Origin of the sequence: Fictibacillus sp. 7GRE50 (genome assembly GCF_015903875.1) — a bacterium.
Lineage (GTDB): Bacteria > Bacillota > Bacilli > Bacillales > Fictibacillaceae > Fictibacillus > Fictibacillus phosphorivorans.
In genome coordinates this window covers 1-21,819 of record NZ_JACZDW010000001.1, presented here as the reverse complement: position 1 = coordinate 21,819, position 21,819 = coordinate 1, and the positions used below count along the sequence as shown (strand labels likewise).

Below are 21,819 nucleotides of genomic sequence, written 5' to 3'. Positions count from 1 at the left end.
GCTGTTTTACATCCATCTTTTTATGATAGGTATGTGTTTAAGGTCTTCCTTACCTAGGAGCTTAAAGAATATGAGAACAAACAAATAGATTCCGCATGTTGCAGATACACATATGGTCAGACCTTGTAATGGAGAAAATTGAGGCATCATGTACCTATACAGATAAACAGCCCCTCCTCCTGTAATGAAAATGGAAAGCAAGCATAAGACAAAATCTTTTACTACGATCGTATAACTGATGGCTTTGATCACTGTAGCGAAATGCAGCAAGGTAACCACTACTATACTAATTACGATTCCGAGTGCTGCTCCCATGATTCCGAACTCAGGTCGTGTAGCTAGAGCGAATATGGCTGTTAATTTTACAAGAGCACCAATAAGGCTGTTGATCATGGCTGAGCGTGCAAGATTTAACGCTTGAAGCACAGCTTGTAATGGACCTTGGAAATAAAGGAAAAAGAAAAAAGGTGTCATGATTTTTACATATGATGCGGATGCAGGTGAATCATACATCAAGTCCATGATCGGGACCGCATATACATACATAATTACAGCCGCAATACCACCTGATAGCATCGAGAGTCTGAGTGCTTGATTCAAGCGATGCTCAATCAAATGGTATTTTTTTTGTGCGTTAGCTTCACTGATGGCAGGTACTAAAGATATAGAAAGCGAATACGTAATGAACGTTGGCAGAAACAATAGTGGGATAACATAGCCTGCGAGTTCTCCGTATTGTGCGGTGGCAACAGCTGTAGTGATACCAGCAATCGCTAAACTATTTGCCACAACAATGGGTTCAAAAAAGTAGGAAACAGAACCGATCAATTGACTTCCAGTAGTTGGTAGTGCAATGTTCAGGAGATCTTTCATCGTTTCATGACCTTGCTTCAACTGCTTGAAAAAACCTTTTCGGATGCGCATCTTCTTTTTCACTTTAAACATGGAAAACATATAAAGAAGTGAAGCTAGCTCACCGATAATAACAGAGATCATCGCGCCAGCTGCCGCGTATTCTACACCATATGGCAGGAACAAACCTGTCAATAATGCGACGAGAGCAATTCTGACCACTTGTTCGATGACCTGTGAATAAGCAGACGGTCTCATGTTCTGCAGACCTTGAAAATACCCTCTCAAGACCGAGGAGACTGCTATGACAGGAACTACGGGTGCGATGGCGAGCAACGGCCAAATCGTACGATTATCTGTAAAGAAGTATTCAGCTAATAACGGAGCTGCGATAAACAAAGCGATTGTGATCACAATGCTCAAAATTCCAGTGATGGCTAAAGATACGATCAAGATTTTTCTTACTTTAGAACGATCTCCAGTTGCGTCTGCTTCTGCAACAAGTTTTGATATGGCGATCGGCAGACCAAGTCTTGTTAAAGTTACAGCTAATAAGAAGGTAGGGACTGCCATCATATAAAGGCCAACACCTTCGTGACCCATGACACGAGCCATGACGATACGATTAACGAAACCGAGTATTTTGGTTACAAGTCCTGCTAATATGAGCAGGATCGTTCCTTGCACGAGTGTTTGTTTTGTCATCTTTACCTGTCCTTTCTTGGACAATCTTATATATCACTATATGCAAGTACATTGAACAGTCATGACAGCTTGTTTCATCTCGAAAGGAGAGAGATATAGATGGAGAATACACATTTTTCGGAATGGAAAAGAGAAGTGAAGCCAGCGGTACAGAGTAAAAAAGAAGAATTTCATTACTTGGGGTATGAAAGTGTAACAGAAGAGGAAATATGGGAATGTGTGCAATCAAAACTAAAGAAAAAGAAAGTTGAGCCTCGTCTCTACGCGTTGGTTGACACAATTTTAGCTCTTTCACTAAATGATTTTATGACGTGGCTAACGATACGCTCATATAAAGAAGAGGGGCTGACCCAAGAGTAGAACTTACTTTTGGGCAGCCTTGTTCTTTTTGATGATCCTAGGCTTGTTGTATCTTGGGAGTTTTTCTGAAAGATCGTTGTTTAAAATAGCAGCTTTGAAGTTGTAAATTCCTGTACTCGCGGAGGCTCACCGCACGCTCCATGGAAAATGACGTGGAGCTGAAATCAACTTCTTGCAGGAGAACAATGGATACGAAAAACAACTTAAGTTTATTATGTTTTATTTATGAACATTCACAGGACAAATTGACAGAAAAAAACAACAATCGCTATAATGGGAAGGGTTAGTATTCGTACTTATACATAGTGTTGTCTTTTGATACAGCATGAAGGAGGTTTCTTGAAGTGGTAAAAAGGAGTAAGATCGTCATCTTTTTTGTTGTGCTTATCATGTTCGCAGCACTCATTGGGCTTACAACAGAAAAGATTGTAAAAGGTACAAAGCTTGGACTAGATCTCCAAGGTGGATTTGAAGTACTTTACGATGTAAAACCTGTGAAAAAAGGTCAAAAAATTACACAGGAAACATTGAAGAGTACGGTTGAAGCATTAAACAGCCGTATCAACGTATTAGGTGTCTCTGAGCCGGATATTCAAATTGAAGGAGACAACAGAATTCGTGTTCAGCTTGCTGGTGTAACCGATCAGAACAAAGCACGAGAACTATTATCTACACAAGCGGAGTTAACATTCCGAGATGTGGACGATAAGGTGCTTTTAGATGGATCAGATCTAGAAGGAAATGGTGCGAAGCAAACGTTCGAATCTCAAAACAATAAGCCGATCGTTTCATTGAAATTAAAAGACGCTAATAAGTTTGCAAAAATTACAGAAGAAGTTCTTCAGCGTCAGCCGCAAGGTGAAAACATCATGGTTATTTGGTTAGATTATGAAAAAGGTGACTCATTTAAAGAAGAACAGAAGAAAGAACTTGCTGGAAAACAGCCAAAGTATATTTCTGCACCTTATGTAAGAGAAAAACTTACTCAAAAAGATGTAACCATCACAGGTCAATTCTCTGTTGAAGAAGCACAGAGCTTAGCTAAAATTTTAAATGCTGGAGCTTTGCCAGTTAAACTTGACGAAGTGTATTCTACATCAGTTGGAGCGAAGTTCGGAGAGAAAGCATTGAATGAAACGGTATTTGCTGGCTTTATTGGAATTGCCGTAATCTTTTTATTCATGCTGATTTTCTATCGTGTGCCAGGAATAATTGCTGTCATCACACTATCCATTTATATTTGGTTGATCTTAGCTATTTTCTATCTGATGAACGGGGTATTAACGCTGCCAGGTATCGCAGCTCTTATTCTTGGAGTGGGTATGGCGGTTGACGCTAACATCATTACGTATGAACGAATCAAAGAGGAACTAAGAAGCGGGAAATCTGTATTAAGTGCGTTTAAAGCCGGAAATCGTCGTTCATTTACTACGATTTTTGATGCAAATATTACGACTATCCTTGCAGCCGCTGTTTTGTTCGCATATGGAACAAGCTCAGTAAAAGGATTCGCGTTAGTTCTAATTATTTCAGTACTGGCAAGTTTCATCACAGCCGTGTTCGGCTCAAGGCTTTTCCTAGGCTTATGGGTACAGTCACGTGTAATGGATAAGAAGCCAGGTTTGTTTGGTGTAAAGGAGAGTGACATCCGTGAGCTTTAAATACGACTTTGTAAAAAACAGAAACCTTTACTTCATCATCTCGACTCTCCTTACGGTTATAGGAATTGTATCCTTGCTTACAGCTGGATTGAAGCTTGGTATTGAATTTGATCGTGGATCACGTGTTAATATACAAGCGAACGAGACTTTAACCAATGAACAAGTTCAAGCAGAGTTTGAAGAACTAGGTTTTGAAGATGCTACAGTAGTTCTTGCAGGCGCTGATAATGATCAAGCAAATGTTTCCTTTAAAGGTGCTTTGTCAAAAGAGGAAGTATTGAAGATCAACACTCACTTTGAAGAAAAATACGGTGAACCACCAAGTATAAGTACTGTTACGCCAACGGTTGGCCGTGAATTAGCACAGAACGCTTTTTATGCCGTGCTGATCGCTTCAGTCGGTATCATCATCTATGTAGCGTTCCGTTTTGAATGGAGCATGGCTGTTGCATCCGTAGTAGCTTTATTACATGATGCTTTTATGATCATTGCAATATTCAGTATCTTAAGGATAGAAGTAGACCTTCCATTCATTGCAGCAGTTCTAACGATTGTTGGTTATTCGATTAACGACACGATCGTTACGTTTGACCGGATTCGAGAGAACATGAGACTTGAAAAAGTAAGAACACAAGAAAAACTGGCAGAAATCGTAAACAGAAGTATTTTTGAAACGTTGGGTCGTTCGATCAATACCGTTCTAACGGTTATTATCGCAGCAGTAGCGCTATTGATCTTTGGAGCTGATTCAATAAGAAACTTCTCGATCGCCTTGTTGATCGGTCTTACTTTCGGTGCATATTCTTCCATCTTTATCGCTTCTCAGTTGTGGTACGTTATGAAATCAAGACAGATGAAATCAAAAAAGACACGACCAGTTGAAGCAGAGCCAGAAATTTAAAGTAAATATCATTCATAAATTGTCACCTCTTATCCTGTTTTGTATAATGAATAGGTTAAGAGGTGATTTTTATGTTGGAGCCTAGAACTAGGTGGGAGATTCAAGAACCATCCGAAGACAAGGCAAAATGGTTGTCACAAGAATTAGATATCCCTCTTCTGATCGCGAATCTATTGGTTGTCAGAGGAATTGAAACGATAGAAAAAGCAGAAGCATTTTTAAAAATAGATACTGATCAATTTCATGATCCTTTCTTGATGGATGGGATGACAGAGAGCGTTGAGCGGATACATAGAGCTATAGAATCGAATGAAAAGATTTTAATTTTTGGCGATTATGATGCTGATGGTGTAAGTAGTACGACGGTAATGTACTATGCACTGAAAGAACTCGGTGCACAGTTTGACTATTATATTCCTAACCGTTTTACAGAAGGCTATGGTCCGAATGAGCCTGCATTAAGAAAAGCGAAAGAGGATGGTTATTCTCTCGTTGTAACCGTTGATACGGGAATCTCAGCTGTACACGAAGCGAATATCGCAAAAGAGATCGGGTTAGACTTTATCATCACGGACCACCATGAAGCACCTCCTGTATTGCCGGATGCTTATAGCATTATCAATCCTAAGAAACCAGGTTGCACTTATCCATTCTCTGGACTCGCAGGTGTAGGTGTAGCATTTAAAGTAGCACATGCTCTTCATGGTAAGCCACCGCTACATTTGCTTGATTATGCATGCATTGGAACAATAGCGGACCTTGTTCCGCTTGTTGATGAAAATAGGGTAATCGCAAAACTTGGGATAGAAGCACTCTCGAAAACGGATAAGATCGGATTGCAAGAACTGCTAAAAGTAGCGGGTCTTTATGAAAAAGAACTTACAGCTGAAGATGTAGGATTCGCGATCGGACCGCGAGTGAATGCAGCAGGAAGACTTGGTTCAGCGATGCCGGTGGTGGAGTTGTTTACTTCAACTGATCGAGACGAATCAGCCATGTTGTCACAAGAGATCGATTCCGTAAACAAGGAACGTCAAGGAATCGTAAACGAGATTACAAAAGAAGCGATTGCAATGGTCGAAGAAAGTTATCCTCCTGATGAGAATGAAGTGCTAGTCCTTGCCAAAGAGGGCTGGAATCCTGGGGTTATTGGGATTGTTGCTTCACGATTGGTTGAAAAATTTTATCGTCCTACGATCGTTCTATGTTTAGACCCTGAAAAGGAAACAGCAAAAGGATCAGCGCGTAGCATCAAAGGGTTTGATATGTTTGAGAATCTTTCAGGATCTAGAGACATTCTACCTCATTTCGGTGGACATCCAATGGCAGCAGGAATGACCCTTTCTATGCATGATGTCGATGAATTACGAAGTAGGCTAAACCGGCAAGCTAAGGATTGTTTAAGACCAGAAGATTATCTGCCGGTTACAACGGTTGATCTTACAGCTAGATTAAATGAGATCTCACTAGAAACGGTTGAGCTTCTAAGTACATTAGCTCCTTTCGGTGTTGGAAATCCATCGCCTCGCGTAATGGTTGAAGAAGTTCCGATCCGTGAGATGAAAAAGATTGGGAGTCAATCAAACCATCTCAAACTGCAAGTGGGCAATGGTGAGCTTTCGGTTTTAGATTGCATCGGTTTTCAAAAAGGTAGCTTGTTAGAAGAGATGACGCCATATTCATTGATTTCAATCGTGGGTCAGATCCAACTGAACGAATGGAACGGCTATAGAAAACCTCAGCTTCTTCTTGAAGATCTTTCTGTAAATCATTTTCAGCTGTTTGATTATCGAGGTCTGAAAGATGCTGCAAAACGGTTGATCGGACTGCCTTACTCGAAAACATGTTTTATCGCGTTTGAAGAAGAAACAGTAATGCATAAAGATTTTGAAGCGCTATCTGACCAAGTGATTGGTGAAGACGAGTTATTGACTCTACCGGAGGATTATTTTAAAGAAAAGAATTTAGTTTTCTTAGATGTTCCTCCTTCTCTAACCCGCTTTTCAGAATGGCTGGAGACTATCGGTGAACCTTCAAGAATCTACGCAGTGTTCCATCAGAGTACAGAACACTTTTTCACGACTTTACCGACCAGAGAACACTTCAAATGGTTTTATGGGTTTCTTGCTAAAAGAAAAACCTTTAATGTCAAAAGGGATGGTGCAGAACTAGCCAAATGGAAAGGCTGGTCGAAAGAAACAATAGATTTCATGTCAAAGGTGTTTTTTGAGCTGGATTTTGTTACAATAGACGATGGTGTTATTTTCATTAACAAAGAACCTAGCAAAAGAGAATTAGAAAGTTCTGAAACGTATCAGAAAAAGTTTGAACAAGCAGACATTGAAAATCAGCTCGTTTACTCTTCTTATCATTCTTTAAAAAGCTGGTTTACAGAACAAACACGGCCAAAAGCCAGTTTGTAATTTTCAGGAGGCAAAGATTCATGGATTATAAGCCGTTTATTTCAGTAGTAGAGAATTTCCCAATCGAAGGCATTCGTTTTAAAGATATTACTTCACTTATGTCTGATGGTGCAGTATATAAACAAGCAATGGATGATATTGCTGTATACGCAAAAGAAAAACAGGTAGACGTGATCGTCGGACCTGAAGCACGTGGGTTTATCGTAGGTTGCCCGGTCGCTTACACGTTAGGATTAGGATTCGTCCCTGTTCGTAAAGAAGGTAAACTTCCTCGTGAAGTAATTAAAGTTGATTACGGTCTTGAGTATGGTAAAGATGTTTTAACGATGCATAAAGACGCGATCAAACCAGGACAAAGAGTCTTGATCACAGACGACCTACTCGCAACAGGTGGAACGATCGAAGCAACGATCAAGCTTGTAGAAGAGCTTGGCGGAGTAGTTGTAGGAATCGCATTCATGATCGAACTTACTTACCTAGATGGCCGTAAAAAACTTTCAGATTATGATATCTTCACTTTAACTCAATACTAAAACGATGAGAGAGTTCCTTTTGAAGGGGCTCTCTTTTTAGTGATTTTTCTAAAAGAAGGATTGCTATAAATTCTTTTCTTCATTGTAAATTTTGATTGGAGCGGAAGGTGCAAGACTCTCGGCTAGGACAAGCGGTCAGGTGAGACCCTTAAAGGCGCAAAGCGGCAAGGGGCTCACCGCCTGCCCCGCGGAAAGCGAAGCACCTGGAGCGGAAATCAACTACCCTCTAAAAAATTGTTTTTTTTACAATCCTGTCACAAAATCTGCTCAATCATTCGACAAATTTCGTTTTTTGCTTTACATGAAGGTTCAATTTAACGATAATAGAAGCAATATACAATGACAACGTAAGGTGATTCCATGACGATTGAGGAAGTATTGCAAAAAGCGGAGAGCTATCTTTCAAAAGACGACTTAAGCTTCATCACGAAGGCTTATGAATACGCAAGAAATGCACACGAGGGACAGTTCCGTAAATCGGGAGAGCCCTATATTCATCATCCTGTTGAAGTAGCAGCAATTCTGGTGAATCTCCAGATGGATCCTGTAACTGTAGCAGCAGGGTTTCTTCATGATGTAGTTGAAGATACACCGATAACACTCAAAGATATTTCCACTCAGTTCAATGAAGAAGTGGCAATGCTTGTTGATGGTGTAACGAAGCTTAAGAAGATCAAATTCAAGTCTAAAGAAGAACAGCAGGCTGAGAACCACCGGAAGATGTTCGTCGCTATGGCACAAGATATTCGTTGTATCTTGATCAAGCTGGCAGACCGTCTTCACAATATGCGCACATTAAAGCATATGCCAAAAGAAAAGCAGATACAAAAAGCGAATGAGACACTTGAAATCTTCGCTCCGCTTGCCCATCGCCTTGGGATTTCGACAATAAAGTGGGAGCTTGAAGATGTTTCTTTAAGATACCTAAATCCACAGCAATACTACAGAATCGTTAACTTGATGCAGCAAAAGCGTGCTGAACGGGAAGAGTATGTTCATCAAGTGATGGATGAGATGAAGAGTAAGCTTAAAGAAGTTAACATTCAGGTAGATATCTCTGGAAGACCGAAACATATCTATAGCATCTATCGAAAAATGGCTAAACAAGGAAAGCAGTTCAATGAGATCTATGACCTTTTAGCTGTTCGAATCATCGTTCAGAATATTAAAGACTGTTATGCGGCTCTTGGTATTATTCATACAGCCTATAAGCCGATGCCTGGCCGTTTTAAAGATTATATCGCCATGCCAAAGGCAAATATGTACCAGTCCCTTCATACGACGGTAATCGGACCAAAAGGCGATCCGCTCGAGGTCCAGATCAGAACGTCTGATATGCATCGCGTTGCTGAGTACGGGATTGCAGCACACTGGGCATACAAAGAAGGAGCAACGAAAGCGCCTGTTAGCTCATTTGAAAATAAATTAACTTGGTTCCGTGAAATTCTAGAATGGCAAAACGATGTTGTGGATGCTGAAGAATTTATGGAATCACTTAAGGTCGACCTTTTCTCTGATATGGTGTTCGTGTTCACTCCAAAGGGAGATGTTTATGAGCTTCCGTCAGGATCGGTTCCAATCGATTTTGCATACCGCATTCATACCGAGATTGGTAACAGATGCATTGGTGCAAAAGTAAACGGCAAGATGGTCACGTTAGATTACCGTTTGAAAACGGGAGATATTATCGAGATCTTAACGAGCAAACATTCCTACGGACCGAGTCAGGATTGGCTGAAGATCACTCAGAGCTCTCATGCGAAAAACAAGATCCGTCAATGGTTTAAGCGCGAGAGAAGAGAAGAGAATGTCGCAAAAGGCAAAGAGCTTGTTGAAAAAGAAATAAAGAATCGCGGGTACGATCTGAAAGACATCTTTACGAATGATAACATTCAATATGTCGCTCAAAAGTATAATTTTGCTGGGGAAGAAGATATGTACGCTGCTGTAGGGTATAACGGTATTACGGCAGCACAGATCGCTACTCGATTAACGGATAAAGTCCGACGCAAAAAAGAGCAAGACCCGGATAATTCAGAACTGCTTGATGCGATAAGAGATTCTGCTGAAAAACCTGAACCAAAACGAAGAACAGATTCTGGTATCGTAGTTAAAGGCATCGATAATATGCTGATTCGTTTATCTAAATGCTGTAATCCAGTTCCAGGAGATGACATTGTGGGTTATATCACAAAAGGTCGTGGTGTATCTGTTCACCGTGAGGATTGTGTCAACGTACACAATGAAGATGCCCAAGTACGTCTCTTACCTGTTGAATGGGAAGGGAATCTAGAGCAACCGAAAAATTATAATGTGGACATTGAGATCAACGGATTTGATCGTCGTGGCCTTCTAAATGAGGTTCTGCATGCAGTTGCAGAAACGAAAACGAATATTACAGCAGTAAGCGGCAAGTCAGATCGCAACAAGATGGCAACCATCAGTATGTCAATCTCGATCCACAACGTAAGTCATCTTCAAAAAGTGGTCGAACGAATTAAAAGAATTCCTGACATATATGCGGTTAGAAGATTGATGCAATAGGATTTAAGGAAGTGATTCTGCAATGAAAGTAGTATTACAGCGTGCTAAAGAGGCGAAGGTCTTAGTCGATTCTGATGTTAAGGGCAGAATTGACAAAGGGCTTGTCCTCTTAGTTGGTGTTACACATGAAGATACAGAGAAAGATGCCGATTATTTAGCCGAAAAGATCGTAAACCTTCGTATATTTGAAGATGAAAATGAAAAGATGAATCTTTCATTAAAAGATACAGAAGGAAGCATTCTTTCTATTTCACAGTTCACGTTATATGGAGATACAAAAAAGGGAAGACGTCCAAATTTCATGGACGCCGCTAAACCTGATCACGCCATTACTATGTATGACTATTTTAACGACAAGCTTAAAAGCTTAGGAGTACATGTGGAGACAGGTGTATTCGGTGCGATGATGGATGTTTCGTTTACGAATGATGGACCAGTAACCTTAATCTTGGACTCTAAAATATAAATTGAACATGAATGAAACCTCCGCCTTGATGGAAAGACTAAATCAAAAAAAGGTGGAGGTTTTTTTATGAGGCAGAACCGGAGAGGCATAGAAGGGATCCCTCAATGGAAGCAGCTGAGCTTTCATGATTTTCTTTCTCTCGAAAAATCAGCAAACGATATGGAGCTCGCTGAAGAATTTGGAATGAATCTATATCAAGTCAATCAGTTAAAGAAAAAAATAAAACGCGAAAACTATTGACAGCACACCCCATCTAAAAGTATGATAATCTACAATTCCAAAATGAAAACTGATGACGAAGAAAAGTAGCTTTACCCCACAGGGTTAGAGATGAGATACCATGGCTGAAAGTATTTCTCCCTGATGATAAAGTGAAAGACACTTCATAGGTTTTAATTCGAACGGTTAAGTTTTGACCTCAGTAGAGTTACACGTGGGCAATCGTTACTTGCATAATGAGGAAGCTTCTTTAGCTTCGAAGCAGGGTGGCACCGCGGGAAAATCCCGTCCCTTATGAAATGACTGATTTCATAAGGGACGGGATTTTTTTATTGGTTTTTTTATAAAAGGCTATCTTCTAAAGGGTTGTTTCTATTTTAATCTTCGCTGACTTCGTTGATTGTAGTGAAAAGTGCGAGACTCCTGCGGGACAGGTGGGCAGGTGAGACACTTAAAAGTGAAACTTACGAATGTGGCTCACCGACTGCCCCGCGGAAAGCGAGCACCTGTAATGGAAATCAACACTTACAAGAGCAACATTGAGAAGAGAACAGCCTTTTATCTTTAACGAACAACCAAAAAACGGGAGGATGAAAGAAAATGAGTATTAACATTCCAAGGGGAACGAAAGATATACTCCCAGGAGAAGTGGAAAAATGGCAGCTGATCGAACAAAAAGCAAAAGAAGTATCAGCTCGATTCAATTATAAAGAGATTCGAACACCGATCTTTGAGCACACTGATCTGTTTCAACGCGGTGTAGGAGACTCAACAGATATCGTTCAAAAAGAGATGTATACGTTCAATGATCGAGGTGACCGCAGCTTAACTCTTCGACCAGAAGGAACAGCGCCTGTAACTCGCTCTTATGTTGAAAATAAATTGTTTGGATTACCAGGTCAGCCTGTAAAACTCTTTTACATTCAACCTATGTTTCGATACGAAAGACCTCAAGCAGGTCGATATCGTCAATTTGTACAGTTTGGTATTGAGGCGATGGGTTCCGCCGATCCTGCCATCGATGCAGAGGTAATTTCACTTGCGATGACGGTATACAAAGAGCTCGGCTTGAATAAGCTCCGTCTTGTGTTGAATACGTTAGGTGATGCTGAGAGCCGTAAATCTCATAAAGAAGCTTTGATCGCACACTTTGAACCTAGAATCGAGGAATTCTGTTCCGATTGCCAAAATCGTTTATTGAAGAATCCTTTAAGAATTTTAGATTGTAAAAAAGATCGAGATCATGAGCTCATGAAGAGCGCTCCTTCAATTCTTGAACACTTAAACGAAGAATCAAAAACGTATTTTGAAGAAGTGAAAACGAGCTTAGATGCGATGAACATCGAGTATGTGATCGATCCAACGCTCGTACGTGGACTTGATTATTATAACCATACTGCTTTTGAGATCATGAGTGAGGCTGAAGGGTTTGGAGCCATCACAACACTTAGTGGGGGCGGCAGATACAATGGTCTTGTTGAGGACCTTGGAGGACCAGCTACGCCAAGCATAGGATTTGCGATGAGCTTAGAACGCTTGTTATTAGCTCTTGAAGCAGAAGGTGTCACACTTGAAACAGAAGAAGAATTAGATTGTTACGTTGTTGCACTTGGTGATGAAGCGAAACAAAAATCAGTAGCGATCTTAAGTCAGCTTCGTCAAGCAGGGATAAAGAGTGACAAAGATTATTTAGATAAAAAGATGAAAGCACAATTTAAAGCAGCTGACCGATTAAAGGCAAAGTTTGTAGCTATTTTAGGTGAAGAAGAACTTTCAAAAGGAATCATCAACGTTAAGAATATGGATTCTGGAGAACAATCAGAAGTAGCGATCGAGAAGTTGAGCACATTTTTGAAGCAAGGCAAATAAGGAGGACACATCTCATGGAATATCGCACACATCAATGCGGAAAGATTACAGAACAATATATCGGTGAAAAAGTAACAATAACAGGTTGGGTACAAAAAAGACGTGACTTAGGTGGACTGATCTTTATCGACCTGCGTGACCGTTCTGGAGTTGTACAGATCGTCTTCTCACCAGAAGTTTCATCTGAAGCGTTAGAAACGGCTGAAAAAGTAAGAAGTGAATATGTTTTAACGATCACAGGAAAAGTGCTTGAGCGTGATCCAAGCACGGTAAACCCAGCTATGAATACGGGTAAGATTGAAATCTCTGGAGAAGAAGTTAAGATTTTAAACAGTGCAAAAACACCACCTTTCTCCATCAGCGAAGATATGGACATTACAGAAGACATTCGATTGAAGTATCGCTATCTAGATCTTCGCCGTCCGATCATGCAGGAAACGTTGAAGATGAGACATGAAGTAACTCGTTATATCCGTAACTTCCTAGAGAACGATGAATTTATGGAGATGGAAACGCCGATGCTTACGAAGAGCACACCTGAAGGAGCGCGTGACTATCTAGTACCAAGCCGTGTGCACCCTGGTGAATTCTATGCATTGCCGCAATCTCCACAATTATTTAAACAGCTTTTGATGGTTTCAGGTTTTGAAAAATACTATCAGATCGTACGCTGTTTCAGAGACGAAGATCTGCGCGCAGACCGTCAGCCAGAATTTACACAAGTCGATATCGAAACTTCTTTCATGGGTCAAGAACCTCTTTTAGCTATGATGGAAGAGATGATGACAGGGCTCGTTAAAAAAGTAAAAGGTGTAGAGATTCCAAAGCCATTCCCAAGAATGACTTATAAAGAAGCAATGGATCGTTATGGTTCAGATAAACCGGATACGCGTTTCGGCCTAGAGCTTATCAACGTATCAGAAATCGTTAAGGATTCTGGATTTAAAGTATTTGCAGCAGCGGTTGAAAACGGCGGTCAAGTTAAAGCGATCAACGTTAAAGGCAAGGCAGCAAATTATTCTAGAAAAGATATTGATGGTTTGACTGAATTCACTGCTCGATATGGAGCGAAAGGCCTTGCTTGGATGAAAGTCGAAGCAGAAGGGTTAAAAGGACCTATTTCAAAGTTCTTTAACGAAGAAGATGCAGCTAACTTAACGAACGCACTACAAGCAGAAGAGGGAGATCTGTTGTTGTTTGTAGCAGATAAGCCGTCCGTTGTAGCAGACAGCCTAGGTGCGTTAAGACAAAAGCTAGCAAAAGATTTAGATCTGATCGATCAATCAAAACACAATTTCTTATGGGTCGTTGATTTCCCTCTTGTGGAATACGATGAGGATGCAGATCGTTTTGTGGCGCTGCACCATCCATTCACGATGCCGAAGATAGAAGATCTTCACTTAATGGATTCCAATCCTGCTGAAGTAAGAGCGCAAGCGTACGACTTAGTTCTTAACGGTTATGAGCTAGGTGGCGGGTCTCAGCGTATCTACCAACGTGACGTTCAAGAAAAAATGTTTAAAACATTAGGATTCACCGAGGAGGCAGCACGTGAGGAGTTTGGATTCCTTTTAGAGGCTTTTGAATATGGAACGCCTCCACATGGTGGAATAGCGCTAGGGCTTGATCGTATAGTGATGTTATTAGCTGGTAGAAGTAACTTAAGAGACACGATTGCTTTCCCTAAAACAGCTTCTGCATCATGTTTACTTACGAATGCACCATCTGCTGTAAATGAAAAACAGCTTGATGAACTACACCTGTCAGTTAAAGTGAAACAAGAAACCAAGTAAGTGAATATTTAGAAAAATACGAATCGTCTTAAAAAGAGACACATTTTGTCTTGTATTTGAATTACTCGTATGATAGTATGAATTTAAGCGATGGGTCCTATGGTGACCGTTAACAACCCGAAAGTTTTGAGCCAACATTAAGTATTAGGGAGTTTGTGTTTTCACACAGCGTCCATGCCCTGAAAGCTAGGGGACGGACAAAATGCGAAACAGGGCACCCACCTGCGAGAGCAGGTTCAAAACTAAGGGTATACGGCATTTTTGGGGCTCATTTTTTTGTGCGAAAAAAACCAAGTAAGCATATTGATTTTGTTTTCAAAAGTGGATATGCTGATAAAGATGCATTTTCTTTATTTTATGTGCACGTCTGAAAGGAGATTTCGCTAAATATGCTTTATCAGTTCTCAAGAAATGAACTTGCCATTGGAAAAGATGGAATAGAGGTCTTAAAAAACTCAACTGTTGCGGTGCTTGGAATCGGGGGAGTAGGTTCCTTTTCAGCTGAAGCACTAGCTCGCTCAGGAGTTGGACGTTTGATCCTTATCGATAAAGATGATGTCGATATCACGAACGTGAATCGTCAAATACATGCACTTGTAAATACCGTTGGACAGCCAAAAGTGGATCTTATGAAAGAAAGAATCGCGCTTATTAATCCAGAGTGTGAAGTAATTGCTCTTAAGATGTTCTATACGGAAGAAACGTATGAACAAATCTTTGAATATGGACTTGATTTTGTAGTTGATGCTTCTGATACGATCTCCTATAAGATCCACCTCATGAAAGAATGTTTGAACCGCAAAATTCCGATCATCTCGAGCATGGGAGTTGCGAACAAACTAGATCCAACGCGCCTTCAGATCGTTGATATCTCTAAGACGAGCTATGACCCGATCGCTAAGGTTATTCGCCAGCGTCTAAGAAAAGAAGGAATCACAAAAGGAATTCCGGTCGTATTCTCAGATGAAAAACCAATCCAGATCCGTGAAGAAATTCGTAAAGAGATTGTACCAGAGAACGCTCCTGGCATTCGAAAAGCGAAGATGCCTCCATCTTCAAACGCATTTGTTCCATCTGTTTCAGGACTTTATATGGCAGGTTACGTGATCAACAAAATTATTGAAGATAACAATATAAAGATTGAAAGAGTCCGATAAATTTTATTGAAGAAGAGTCCTGACTGATCTAAAGTCAGGGCTTTTTTTCGTCTATTCATAAATTTATTATTACTTATAAATGTGGGTGAGTGGAATTGTGCTTTTCAGTAGGACGTTGCGAAGAAAATGTTCTTCTTAAATGAACACTACGAATTATTACGAGGTAATCTCGAATAATTCCAGGGTAATTTGAAATATATCCAGGTATAAACAAAATAATTCCGCAGATAAAATAATTTATCCGATTTTAAAACAAAAATCCACACAAAAAAATGACTCACAGGGATTAAAGCTTAACCCTATGAGTCATCTATTATTATTTTGCTAGTTTTTCTAGATTTCCGTTCTTGTCCATGCGGAAGGTAACGTTCGGATTCGTATCTTCGTCTTGGAACAATACCATTTTCCTTGCGCGATCCATGATCTGAATCAATGCTTGATAATCTTCCTGAACCGTTTGGTGCTCTTTCTCAAGAACAGAAAGCTGATCTTTCATCACTTTGTTCTGTTGCATCAACTCGTTCATCTGAAGACGAAGTTCCATGTTTTCTTGAACGAGCTTGCCACTCGAAGTACCGTTTCGCTTTAACCCACTTAAGAAATCTATGACTTCATCAAGTGTAAGACTACTTTCATTACTAGCTTGTGGCTGACGATAAGCAATCGGTGATGAATTTTGTTGTGACCCTTGTAAGCTTGTAACTTCTGTCGCCTCTGATTCTGGTTGCTGAACAAAACTCTGTTGTTCTGAAACTGCAGGTGTCAAAGCTACTGGAGCTGGTGCTGTTGTGTTTCTTTCATACGTAAAAGGTGTTTTGAAGAACTCTTCAGGATGATAGGTTTCATCATCATGCATCTGTGGAGCATTATTCGATTGTACTGGCTTAGCCGCAGGTTTCGACTGTTGTTGTTGCTGCTGAGACCTTGCTAGTGCACGCTGACGTTCTTTTCTTTGTTTTTTTGCGATCTTTAATGCTTGTTCGTATTTTTTTCTTACGATTGCATTCCATCTGAAACCAACTGCTGCACTCGTACGCTCTAATTTATCTCCAACCTCTTCAAAAGCATGCAACTGTGTGCTTCCTTCACGGACATGGCGTAAGACTGTTTCGGCAAGCAATAGATCGTCTTCTTCTGACCAGGCGTCCTGTCTGATTTTTGACACGGTAATCCTCTCCTTAGCTACAAAAATATTCATTTGATATTTTCATGTTTACCAATCAGAGAGAATCCTATACACACTTCTGAAGAACTTTTGCTAGTTTGCTAAGTTATAAAGTCTCATAGATTTACTTTCCTTTTTTCTTACGATCATTAAAATAGTCGAGACGTTTCTTTATATTCTTTTCAAAACCACGTTCAGTGGGCTCATAGAAAGTCTTACCTTGCAGATGTTTCGGTAGATATTCTTGAGGTACGTATCCGTCTTCGAAGTTATGTGGATATTTATAGTCCGCGCCATGTTGAAGCTGTTTTGCTCCTTTATAATGAGCATCACGAAGATGGATGGGAACGAGTCCTGTTTTTTCTTTTTTCACTGCATCAAGCGCCTTATCGATTCCTGTTATCACTTTATTACTTTTAGGAGCAGTAGCTAAGTATAATGTGGCTTCTGCAAGTGGAATACGAGCTTCAGGCATACCAATAAAATCAGCAGCATAACTAGCAGCATGGGCAACCAATAACGCGTTTGGATCAGCTAGACCGACGTCTTCTGCAGCATGAACGAGCAGTCTTCGAGCAATAAAGCGAGGATCCTCGCCTGCATAAATCATTTTCGCAAGCCAATACAGAGCTGCGTCAGGATCTGATCCGCGTATGCTTTTAATGAAAGCGGAGACGGTATCATAATGGTTGTCTCCTTTTTTATCATATTGAAGGACTCTTTGTTGAATAGATTCTTCAGCAATTTCTAGTGTGATCACAATGTTGCCGTCTTTATCTGGTTTGGTTGTTAACACAGCAAGCTCCACCGCATTGAGTGCTGTTCTTGCATCTCCGTTTGAAATAGATACGATATGATCGACTGCATCTTTTTCCATGGTGATTGGATGCTTGCCATATCCTCTCTCTTTATCAGAAAGAGCTTGTCGGATCACTTTCGCTATATGTTCATCTGTTAGTGGTTCAAAGCGAAACAACCGAGACCTTGATAAGAGAGCGGGGTTGATCTCAAACATTGGGCTCTCTGTTGTTGCGCCAATCAAAATAACCGATCCGTCTTCCACGTATGGAAGGAGAGCGTCTTGCTGACTTTTGTTAAAACGGTGGATCTCGTCGATAAAGAGCACCGTCTTTTTTTCTTCTAATAATAGACGTTCTCTCGCAGCTCCCATGATGACTTTAAGATCAGCCACTCCAGATGTAACAGCATTGAGTTGTTCGAACCATGCAGATGTAGAATTCGCTATGATTTTTGCTAAAGTCGTTTTACCCGTTCCTGGAGGTCCAAAAAAGATCATCGGTGTTAGCTGATCGGCTTCGATCGCTCGTCTTAATAGCTTACCTTCTCCAGCGATATGCTCCTGACCGATAAATTCCGTTATTTTTCTTGGGCGCATGCGGTTAGCAAGAGGTCTTTTTAAAGAATGGGAGCTTTCATCTTTATAAGAAAACAAGTCCATTACAATCATCCTTCCGTACACTTGTTCTAATCGTCATATGACAATACTATACAATAGTACATCATGCAAGTTGAAATGATTTCATGCTATAATAAGCTTTAGATTTATGGAATCAAACGAAATGAGACAACTTAATAGGGGAAGGATTTTGCATAGTGAAAGACCAAAAGCATTCAAGATGGAACAAGTTTTTGTTTCAGTGGTCTGTATTTTTTATTGGATTATTTATTATGGCCTTTGGAATCGCCCTTATGATTAAGGCAGACCTCGGAAGTGCTCCGTGGGACGTTCTTCATATCGGACTGTTTGCACAGTTCGGACTATCGATCGGAACATGGTCGATCATTATGGGATTCTTCGTCATCTTAGCTACATCCTTATTAACAAAAAAGAAACCTCAATCAGGTGCCTTTTTAAATATGGTGTCTGTTGGTTTGTTTATTGACTTTTATTTATGGCTTCCTTTTTTTCATGATCCTGTAACTGAATTTGGGAAATGGATGTTCTTAATCATCGGAATCTTAATCTTAGGTTTTGGTATCGGGCTATATATTTCATCAGACTGCGGTGCAGGACCAAGAGATAGTCTGATGCTCGCTCTTACAGAAAAATCAGGAATGAAAGTTTCAAATATTCGACTTTTAATGGAATTTGTTGTTCTGTTTTTTGGTTGGATGTTAAAAGGACCCGTTTCGTTTGGAACGATCCTTTTTTGTGTAACGATAGGAGCAATCGTGGGTAGGACCCTTCCTTATTGCCAAAAATTAGTGAAGTTTGTTTTAGAACGGAGTGAACAATATGAAGATATCAACAAAAGGTCGGTACGGATTAACCATCATGATGGCATTAGCAAAGAGATCAGGTGAAGGTCCGATCGCATTGAAGTTAATCGCAAAAGAATATAGTCTATCCGAACATTATTTAGAGCAGCTTATTGCTCCGCTTAGAAATGCAGGACTTGTTAAGAGTATCCGCGGTGCATATGGTGGGTATATGTTGGCAAAAGAAGCGTCCACGATTACTGCTGGAGACATCATTCGTGTACTTGAAGGGCCAATCTCTCCCGTTGAAGTATTGGATGATGAAGAGCCCGCAAAAAGAAATCTTTGGATCAAAATCCGAGATGCTGTAAAAGATGTATTAGATTCTACAACACTTGAAGATTTGGCAAACTATGAAGATGAGGGCGCACAGGACGCTTACATGTTTTATATATAGGAAGGAAATGAGCAATGAAAAACGTTTATTTAGATCACGCTGCAACCTCTCCTGTTCATCCTGAAGTTATAGAAGAGATGATTCCGTTTTTAACCGAACATTTTGGGAATCCTTCTAGCATCCATCAATACGGAAGACAGACTCGTAAAGCTCTTGATGATGCGAGAACCATGATTGCAACTTCTATAGGTGCTTCACGTAATGAGATCATTTTCACAAGCGGCGGTACAGAAAGTGATAACCTTGCTATTCTTGGTACAGTCTCTGCTCTAGAGAAAAAACGGAAGCATGTTATTACGACAGAAGTAGAGCATCATGCTGTACTTCATACTTATCAGGAGCTTGAAAAAAGAGGTTTTGACGTCACATATTTGTCTGTTGATGATAACGGAAGAATTTCTCTAGAAGAACTTAGGAAATCCCTTAGAGAAGATACGGTCCTCGTTTCGATCATGTTTTGTAACAATGAAACAGGGACAACACAAGACATTAAAGAAATCGGGAGCCTATTGAAGGAAAAAGAGATCTTGTTTCATACTGATGCAGTGCAAGCCTATGGCTTAATATCGATCGATGTAAATGAACTGAACATCGATCTGTTAAGTGCTTCTGGACATAAGATTAACAGTCCAAAAGGATCTGGATTTTTATATGTAAAAGAAGGAGTTCCTTTTCTCCCTCAAGGCTTCGGTGGTGAACAAGAGCGAAAGCGCCGTGCTGGAACGGAGAATGTAGCAGGAATCGCTGCCTTACGAAAAGCGGCTTCGATCGCTGAAAAAGAAAGAGAAGAACGCTTTAGTCAATACACGACGTTTAGAGATACGATGAAAAGAATATGGACAGAAGAAGAGATATCTTTCATAGAAAACGGAAGTCTTGATCATTTTCTGCCTCACATTCTAAATGTAAGTTTTCCAGGTGTGAAGACCGAAGTGCTTTTAGTCAATCTAGATCTTGCTGGCATTGCAGCTTCTAGCGGATCAGCTTGTACGGCTGGCTCACACGAACCTTCACACGTTCTAAAAGCGATGTTTGGAGATGATGAACGCACAAAATCATCTGTTCGTTTTAGCTTCGGTCTAGGTAATAAATTGGAAGATATTGAATATGCTGCCCTTGAGACAGCAAAAATCGTGAAACGTTTAGCAAAATAAGTTACAATGTTTGTCATATGAATGAAATGAGGTGGACACGATGCAAACAGAATCAAACAAAAAGGCACCTCAAGATACACGAGTAGTTATTGGGATGAGCGGCGGTGTGGATTCTTCCGTTGCCGCACTTTTACTGAAAGAGCAAGGCTATGATGTCATCGGGATCTTTATGAAGAACTGGGATGATACCGATGAGAATGGCGTATGCACAGCAACAGAAGATTACAACGATGTGATTGCGGTCTGCAACCAGATCGGCATTCCATATTACGCGGTGAATTTTGAAAAAGAATACTGGGACAAAGTATTCACGTACTTTTTGGAAGAATATAAAGCTGGACGAACACCTAATCCAGATGTGATGTGCAACAAGGAGATCAAATTCAAAGCATTTCTTGAGCATGCCATGAACTTAGGTGCTGATTATGTAGCAACTGGCCATTACGCACGTGTGGCTGAAATAGATGGAGAAGTAAAAATGCTTCGAGGCGTTGATGAGAATAAGGACCAAACTTATTTTCTTAACCAGCTTTCTCAGGAACAATTAAGTAAGGTATTGTTTCCGATTGGTGAGTTGAAGAAGCCTGAAATCCGTAAAATTGCGGAGGCAGCTGGACTTGCTACCGCAAAGAAAAAGGACTCTACGGGTATTTGCTTCATTGGCGAAAGAGACTTCAAAGAATTCTTAAGTCAGTATCTGCCTGCAAAGCCTGGTGATATGCAAACGTTCGAAGGTGAAGTGAAGGGCAAACACGATGGACTCATGTACCATACGATCGGTCAGCGACATGGCCTTGGGATCGGTGGTAGCGGAGATCCTTGGTTCGTTGTCGGTAAGAATTTAAAAGACAATATATTGTATGTTGAACAAGGTTTTCATAATGAAAAACTTTACTCTGACAGCTTAAAAGCTGTAAAAGCAGGATTTGTTTCTGACAAGCCGCTGCCTGCTACTTTTAAGTGTACGGCGAAGTTCAGGTACCGCCAGCCTGACATGGGTGTAACCGTTCATGTGATGGAAGACGAAACGCTGCATGTAGTCTTTGATGAAGCGCAACGTGCGATCACACCTGGACAAGCTGTCGTGTTTTACGACGGAGATGTTTGTCTAGGCGGAGCAACGATCGATACAGTCTATAAAAACGACGAAGCGATCACTTATCTATAAAAAATGTGGAAAAACTGGCTTACTAGGACAGGAAACGAACTAGTATCGCCAGTTTTTTTGCGTTATTGAAATAAGGTGCTCATGCAGCGGCATATCTATGCTCGCTGCATGAGCGATTCCAGAGATTTATGAGCGATTCCAGAGATTTATGAGCGATTCCAGAGATTTATGA

The 21,819-nt window shown here is 40.5% G+C and carries 17 protein-coding genes, 1 other RNA gene, 1 pseudogene and 1 other annotated feature; of the genes and pseudogenes, 16 read left to right on the top strand and 3 right to left on the bottom strand.

The features are described from left to right. Window positions 1–6: 6 nt before the first annotated feature. Entirely contained in the window at window positions 7–1,557 is a 1,551-nt protein-coding gene (spoVB, locus tag IHV12_RS00090) for a stage V sporulation protein B (protein ID WP_197189513.1), read from the bottom strand. Between the two features lie 99 nt (window positions 1,558–1,656). On the opposite strand from spoVB, the gene IHV12_RS00085 reads away from it, so the two are divergent. From IHV12_RS00085 to IHV12_RS00035, 12 genes and pseudogenes are all read left to right on the top strand, one after another. Next, the gene (locus tag IHV12_RS00085; RefSeq protein WP_197189512.1) at window positions 1,657–1,917 is read left to right on the top strand and encodes a post-transcriptional regulator; all 261 of its coding nucleotides are present in this window, start codon (window positions 1,657–1,659) and stop codon (window positions 1,915–1,917) included. A 344-nt stretch (window positions 1,918–2,261) separates the two neighbouring features. Beyond that, window positions 2,262–4,479: pseudogene (gene secDF / locus IHV12_RS00080) on the top strand (protein translocase subunit SecDF). 71 nt (window positions 4,480–4,550) lie between these two features. Beyond that, a complete protein-coding gene (recJ, locus tag IHV12_RS00075; protein ID WP_197189511.1) occupies window positions 4,551–6,902 on the top strand; it encodes a single-stranded-DNA-specific exonuclease RecJ in 2,352 nt (783 codons plus the stop codon). Between the two features lie 20 nt (window positions 6,903–6,922). Further along, window positions 6,923–7,435: an adenine phosphoribosyltransferase gene (locus tag IHV12_RS00070; protein ID WP_197189510.1), complete on the top strand. Its 513-nt coding sequence runs from the start codon at window positions 6,923–6,925 to the stop codon at window positions 7,433–7,435. A gap of 360 nt (window positions 7,436–7,795) precedes the next feature. Further along, window positions 7,796–9,979, top strand: a complete 2,184-nt coding sequence (locus IHV12_RS00065; RefSeq protein WP_197131245.1) for a RelA/SpoT family protein — start codon at window positions 7,796–7,798, stop codon at window positions 9,977–9,979. A 22-nt stretch (window positions 9,980–10,001) separates the two neighbouring features. Then, window positions 10,002–10,445 carry a D-aminoacyl-tRNA deacylase gene (gene dtd / locus IHV12_RS00060; protein WP_197189509.1) on the top strand — a complete coding sequence of 148 codons (444 nt, stop codon included), beginning with the start codon at window positions 10,002–10,004 and terminating at the stop codon, window positions 10,443–10,445. Between the two features lie 66 nt (window positions 10,446–10,511). Then, window positions 10,512–10,685, top strand: a complete 174-nt coding sequence (locus IHV12_RS00055) for a hypothetical protein (RefSeq protein WP_197189508.1) — start codon at window positions 10,512–10,514, stop codon at window positions 10,683–10,685. 43 nt (window positions 10,686–10,728) lie between these two features. Next, window positions 10,729–10,960 (top strand) — a binding site (T-box leader). Between the two features lie 146 nt (window positions 10,961–11,106). Continuing rightward, window positions 11,107–11,232, top strand: coding sequence for a hypothetical protein (locus IHV12_RS22825; RefSeq protein ID WP_255520105.1), 126 nt, complete (start codon window positions 11,107–11,109; stop codon window positions 11,230–11,232). 32 nt (window positions 11,233–11,264) lie between these two features. Then, window positions 11,265–12,533, top strand: a complete 1,269-nt coding sequence (gene hisS, locus IHV12_RS00050) for a histidine--tRNA ligase (protein WP_197131238.1) — start codon at window positions 11,265–11,267, stop codon at window positions 12,531–12,533. A gap of 14 nt (window positions 12,534–12,547) precedes the next feature. Then, window positions 12,548–14,326 (top strand): aspartate--tRNA ligase, encoded by a 1,779-nt coding sequence (aspS, locus tag IHV12_RS00045; RefSeq protein ID WP_197189507.1) that lies wholly within the window; start codon window positions 12,548–12,550, stop codon window positions 14,324–14,326. Between the two features lie 91 nt (window positions 14,327–14,417). Beyond that, a non-coding RNA gene (gene ssrS, locus IHV12_RS00040) (6S RNA) lies at window positions 14,418–14,598 on the top strand. A 117-nt stretch (window positions 14,599–14,715) separates the two neighbouring features. Continuing rightward, entirely contained in the window at window positions 14,716–15,483 is a 768-nt protein-coding gene (locus tag IHV12_RS00035; protein WP_197131234.1) for a tRNA threonylcarbamoyladenosine dehydratase, read from the top strand. 316 nt (window positions 15,484–15,799) lie between these two features. Here the strand turns inward: IHV12_RS00035 and IHV12_RS00030 are convergent, their stop codons facing one another. Both IHV12_RS00030 and IHV12_RS00025 read right to left on the bottom strand, forming a co-directional pair. Beyond that, entirely contained in the window at window positions 15,800–16,648 is an 849-nt protein-coding gene (locus IHV12_RS00030) for an RsfA family transcriptional regulator (RefSeq protein ID WP_197189506.1), read from the bottom strand. A 124-nt stretch (window positions 16,649–16,772) separates the two neighbouring features. After that, window positions 16,773–18,107 carry an AAA family ATPase gene (locus IHV12_RS00025; RefSeq protein WP_197131230.1) on the bottom strand — a complete coding sequence of 445 codons (1,335 nt, stop codon included), beginning with the start codon at window positions 18,105–18,107 and terminating at the stop codon, window positions 16,773–16,775. 155 nt (window positions 18,108–18,262) lie between these two features. On the opposite strand from IHV12_RS00025, the gene IHV12_RS00020 reads away from it, so the two are divergent. Genes IHV12_RS00020 through mnmA form a run of 4 tightly spaced genes read left to right on the top strand, consistent with a single transcriptional unit; the run spans window position 18,263 to window position 21,647 of the window. Further along, on the top strand, window positions 18,263–18,973 hold the full coding sequence (locus IHV12_RS00020) for a YczE/YyaS/YitT family protein (RefSeq protein WP_370568754.1): 711 nt from the start codon (window positions 18,263–18,265) through the stop codon (window positions 18,971–18,973). Further along, a complete protein-coding gene (gene cymR, locus IHV12_RS00015; protein ID WP_144698865.1) occupies window positions 18,906–19,325 on the top strand; it encodes a cysteine metabolism transcriptional regulator CymR in 420 nt (139 codons plus the stop codon). The genes IHV12_RS00020 and cymR overlap by 68 nt, the downstream gene beginning before the upstream one ends. A gap of 14 nt (window positions 19,326–19,339) precedes the next feature. Next, window positions 19,340–20,479 carry a cysteine desulfurase family protein gene (locus IHV12_RS00010; RefSeq protein ID WP_197189505.1) on the top strand — a complete coding sequence of 380 codons (1,140 nt, stop codon included), beginning with the start codon at window positions 19,340–19,342 and terminating at the stop codon, window positions 20,477–20,479. 40 nt (window positions 20,480–20,519) lie between these two features. Next, complete coding sequence (gene mnmA, locus IHV12_RS00005) at window positions 20,520–21,647, top strand: tRNA 2-thiouridine(34) synthase MnmA (RefSeq protein ID WP_197189504.1); 1,128 nt, start codon at window positions 20,520–20,522, stop codon at window positions 21,645–21,647. Window positions 21,648–21,819 lie beyond the last annotated feature (172 nt).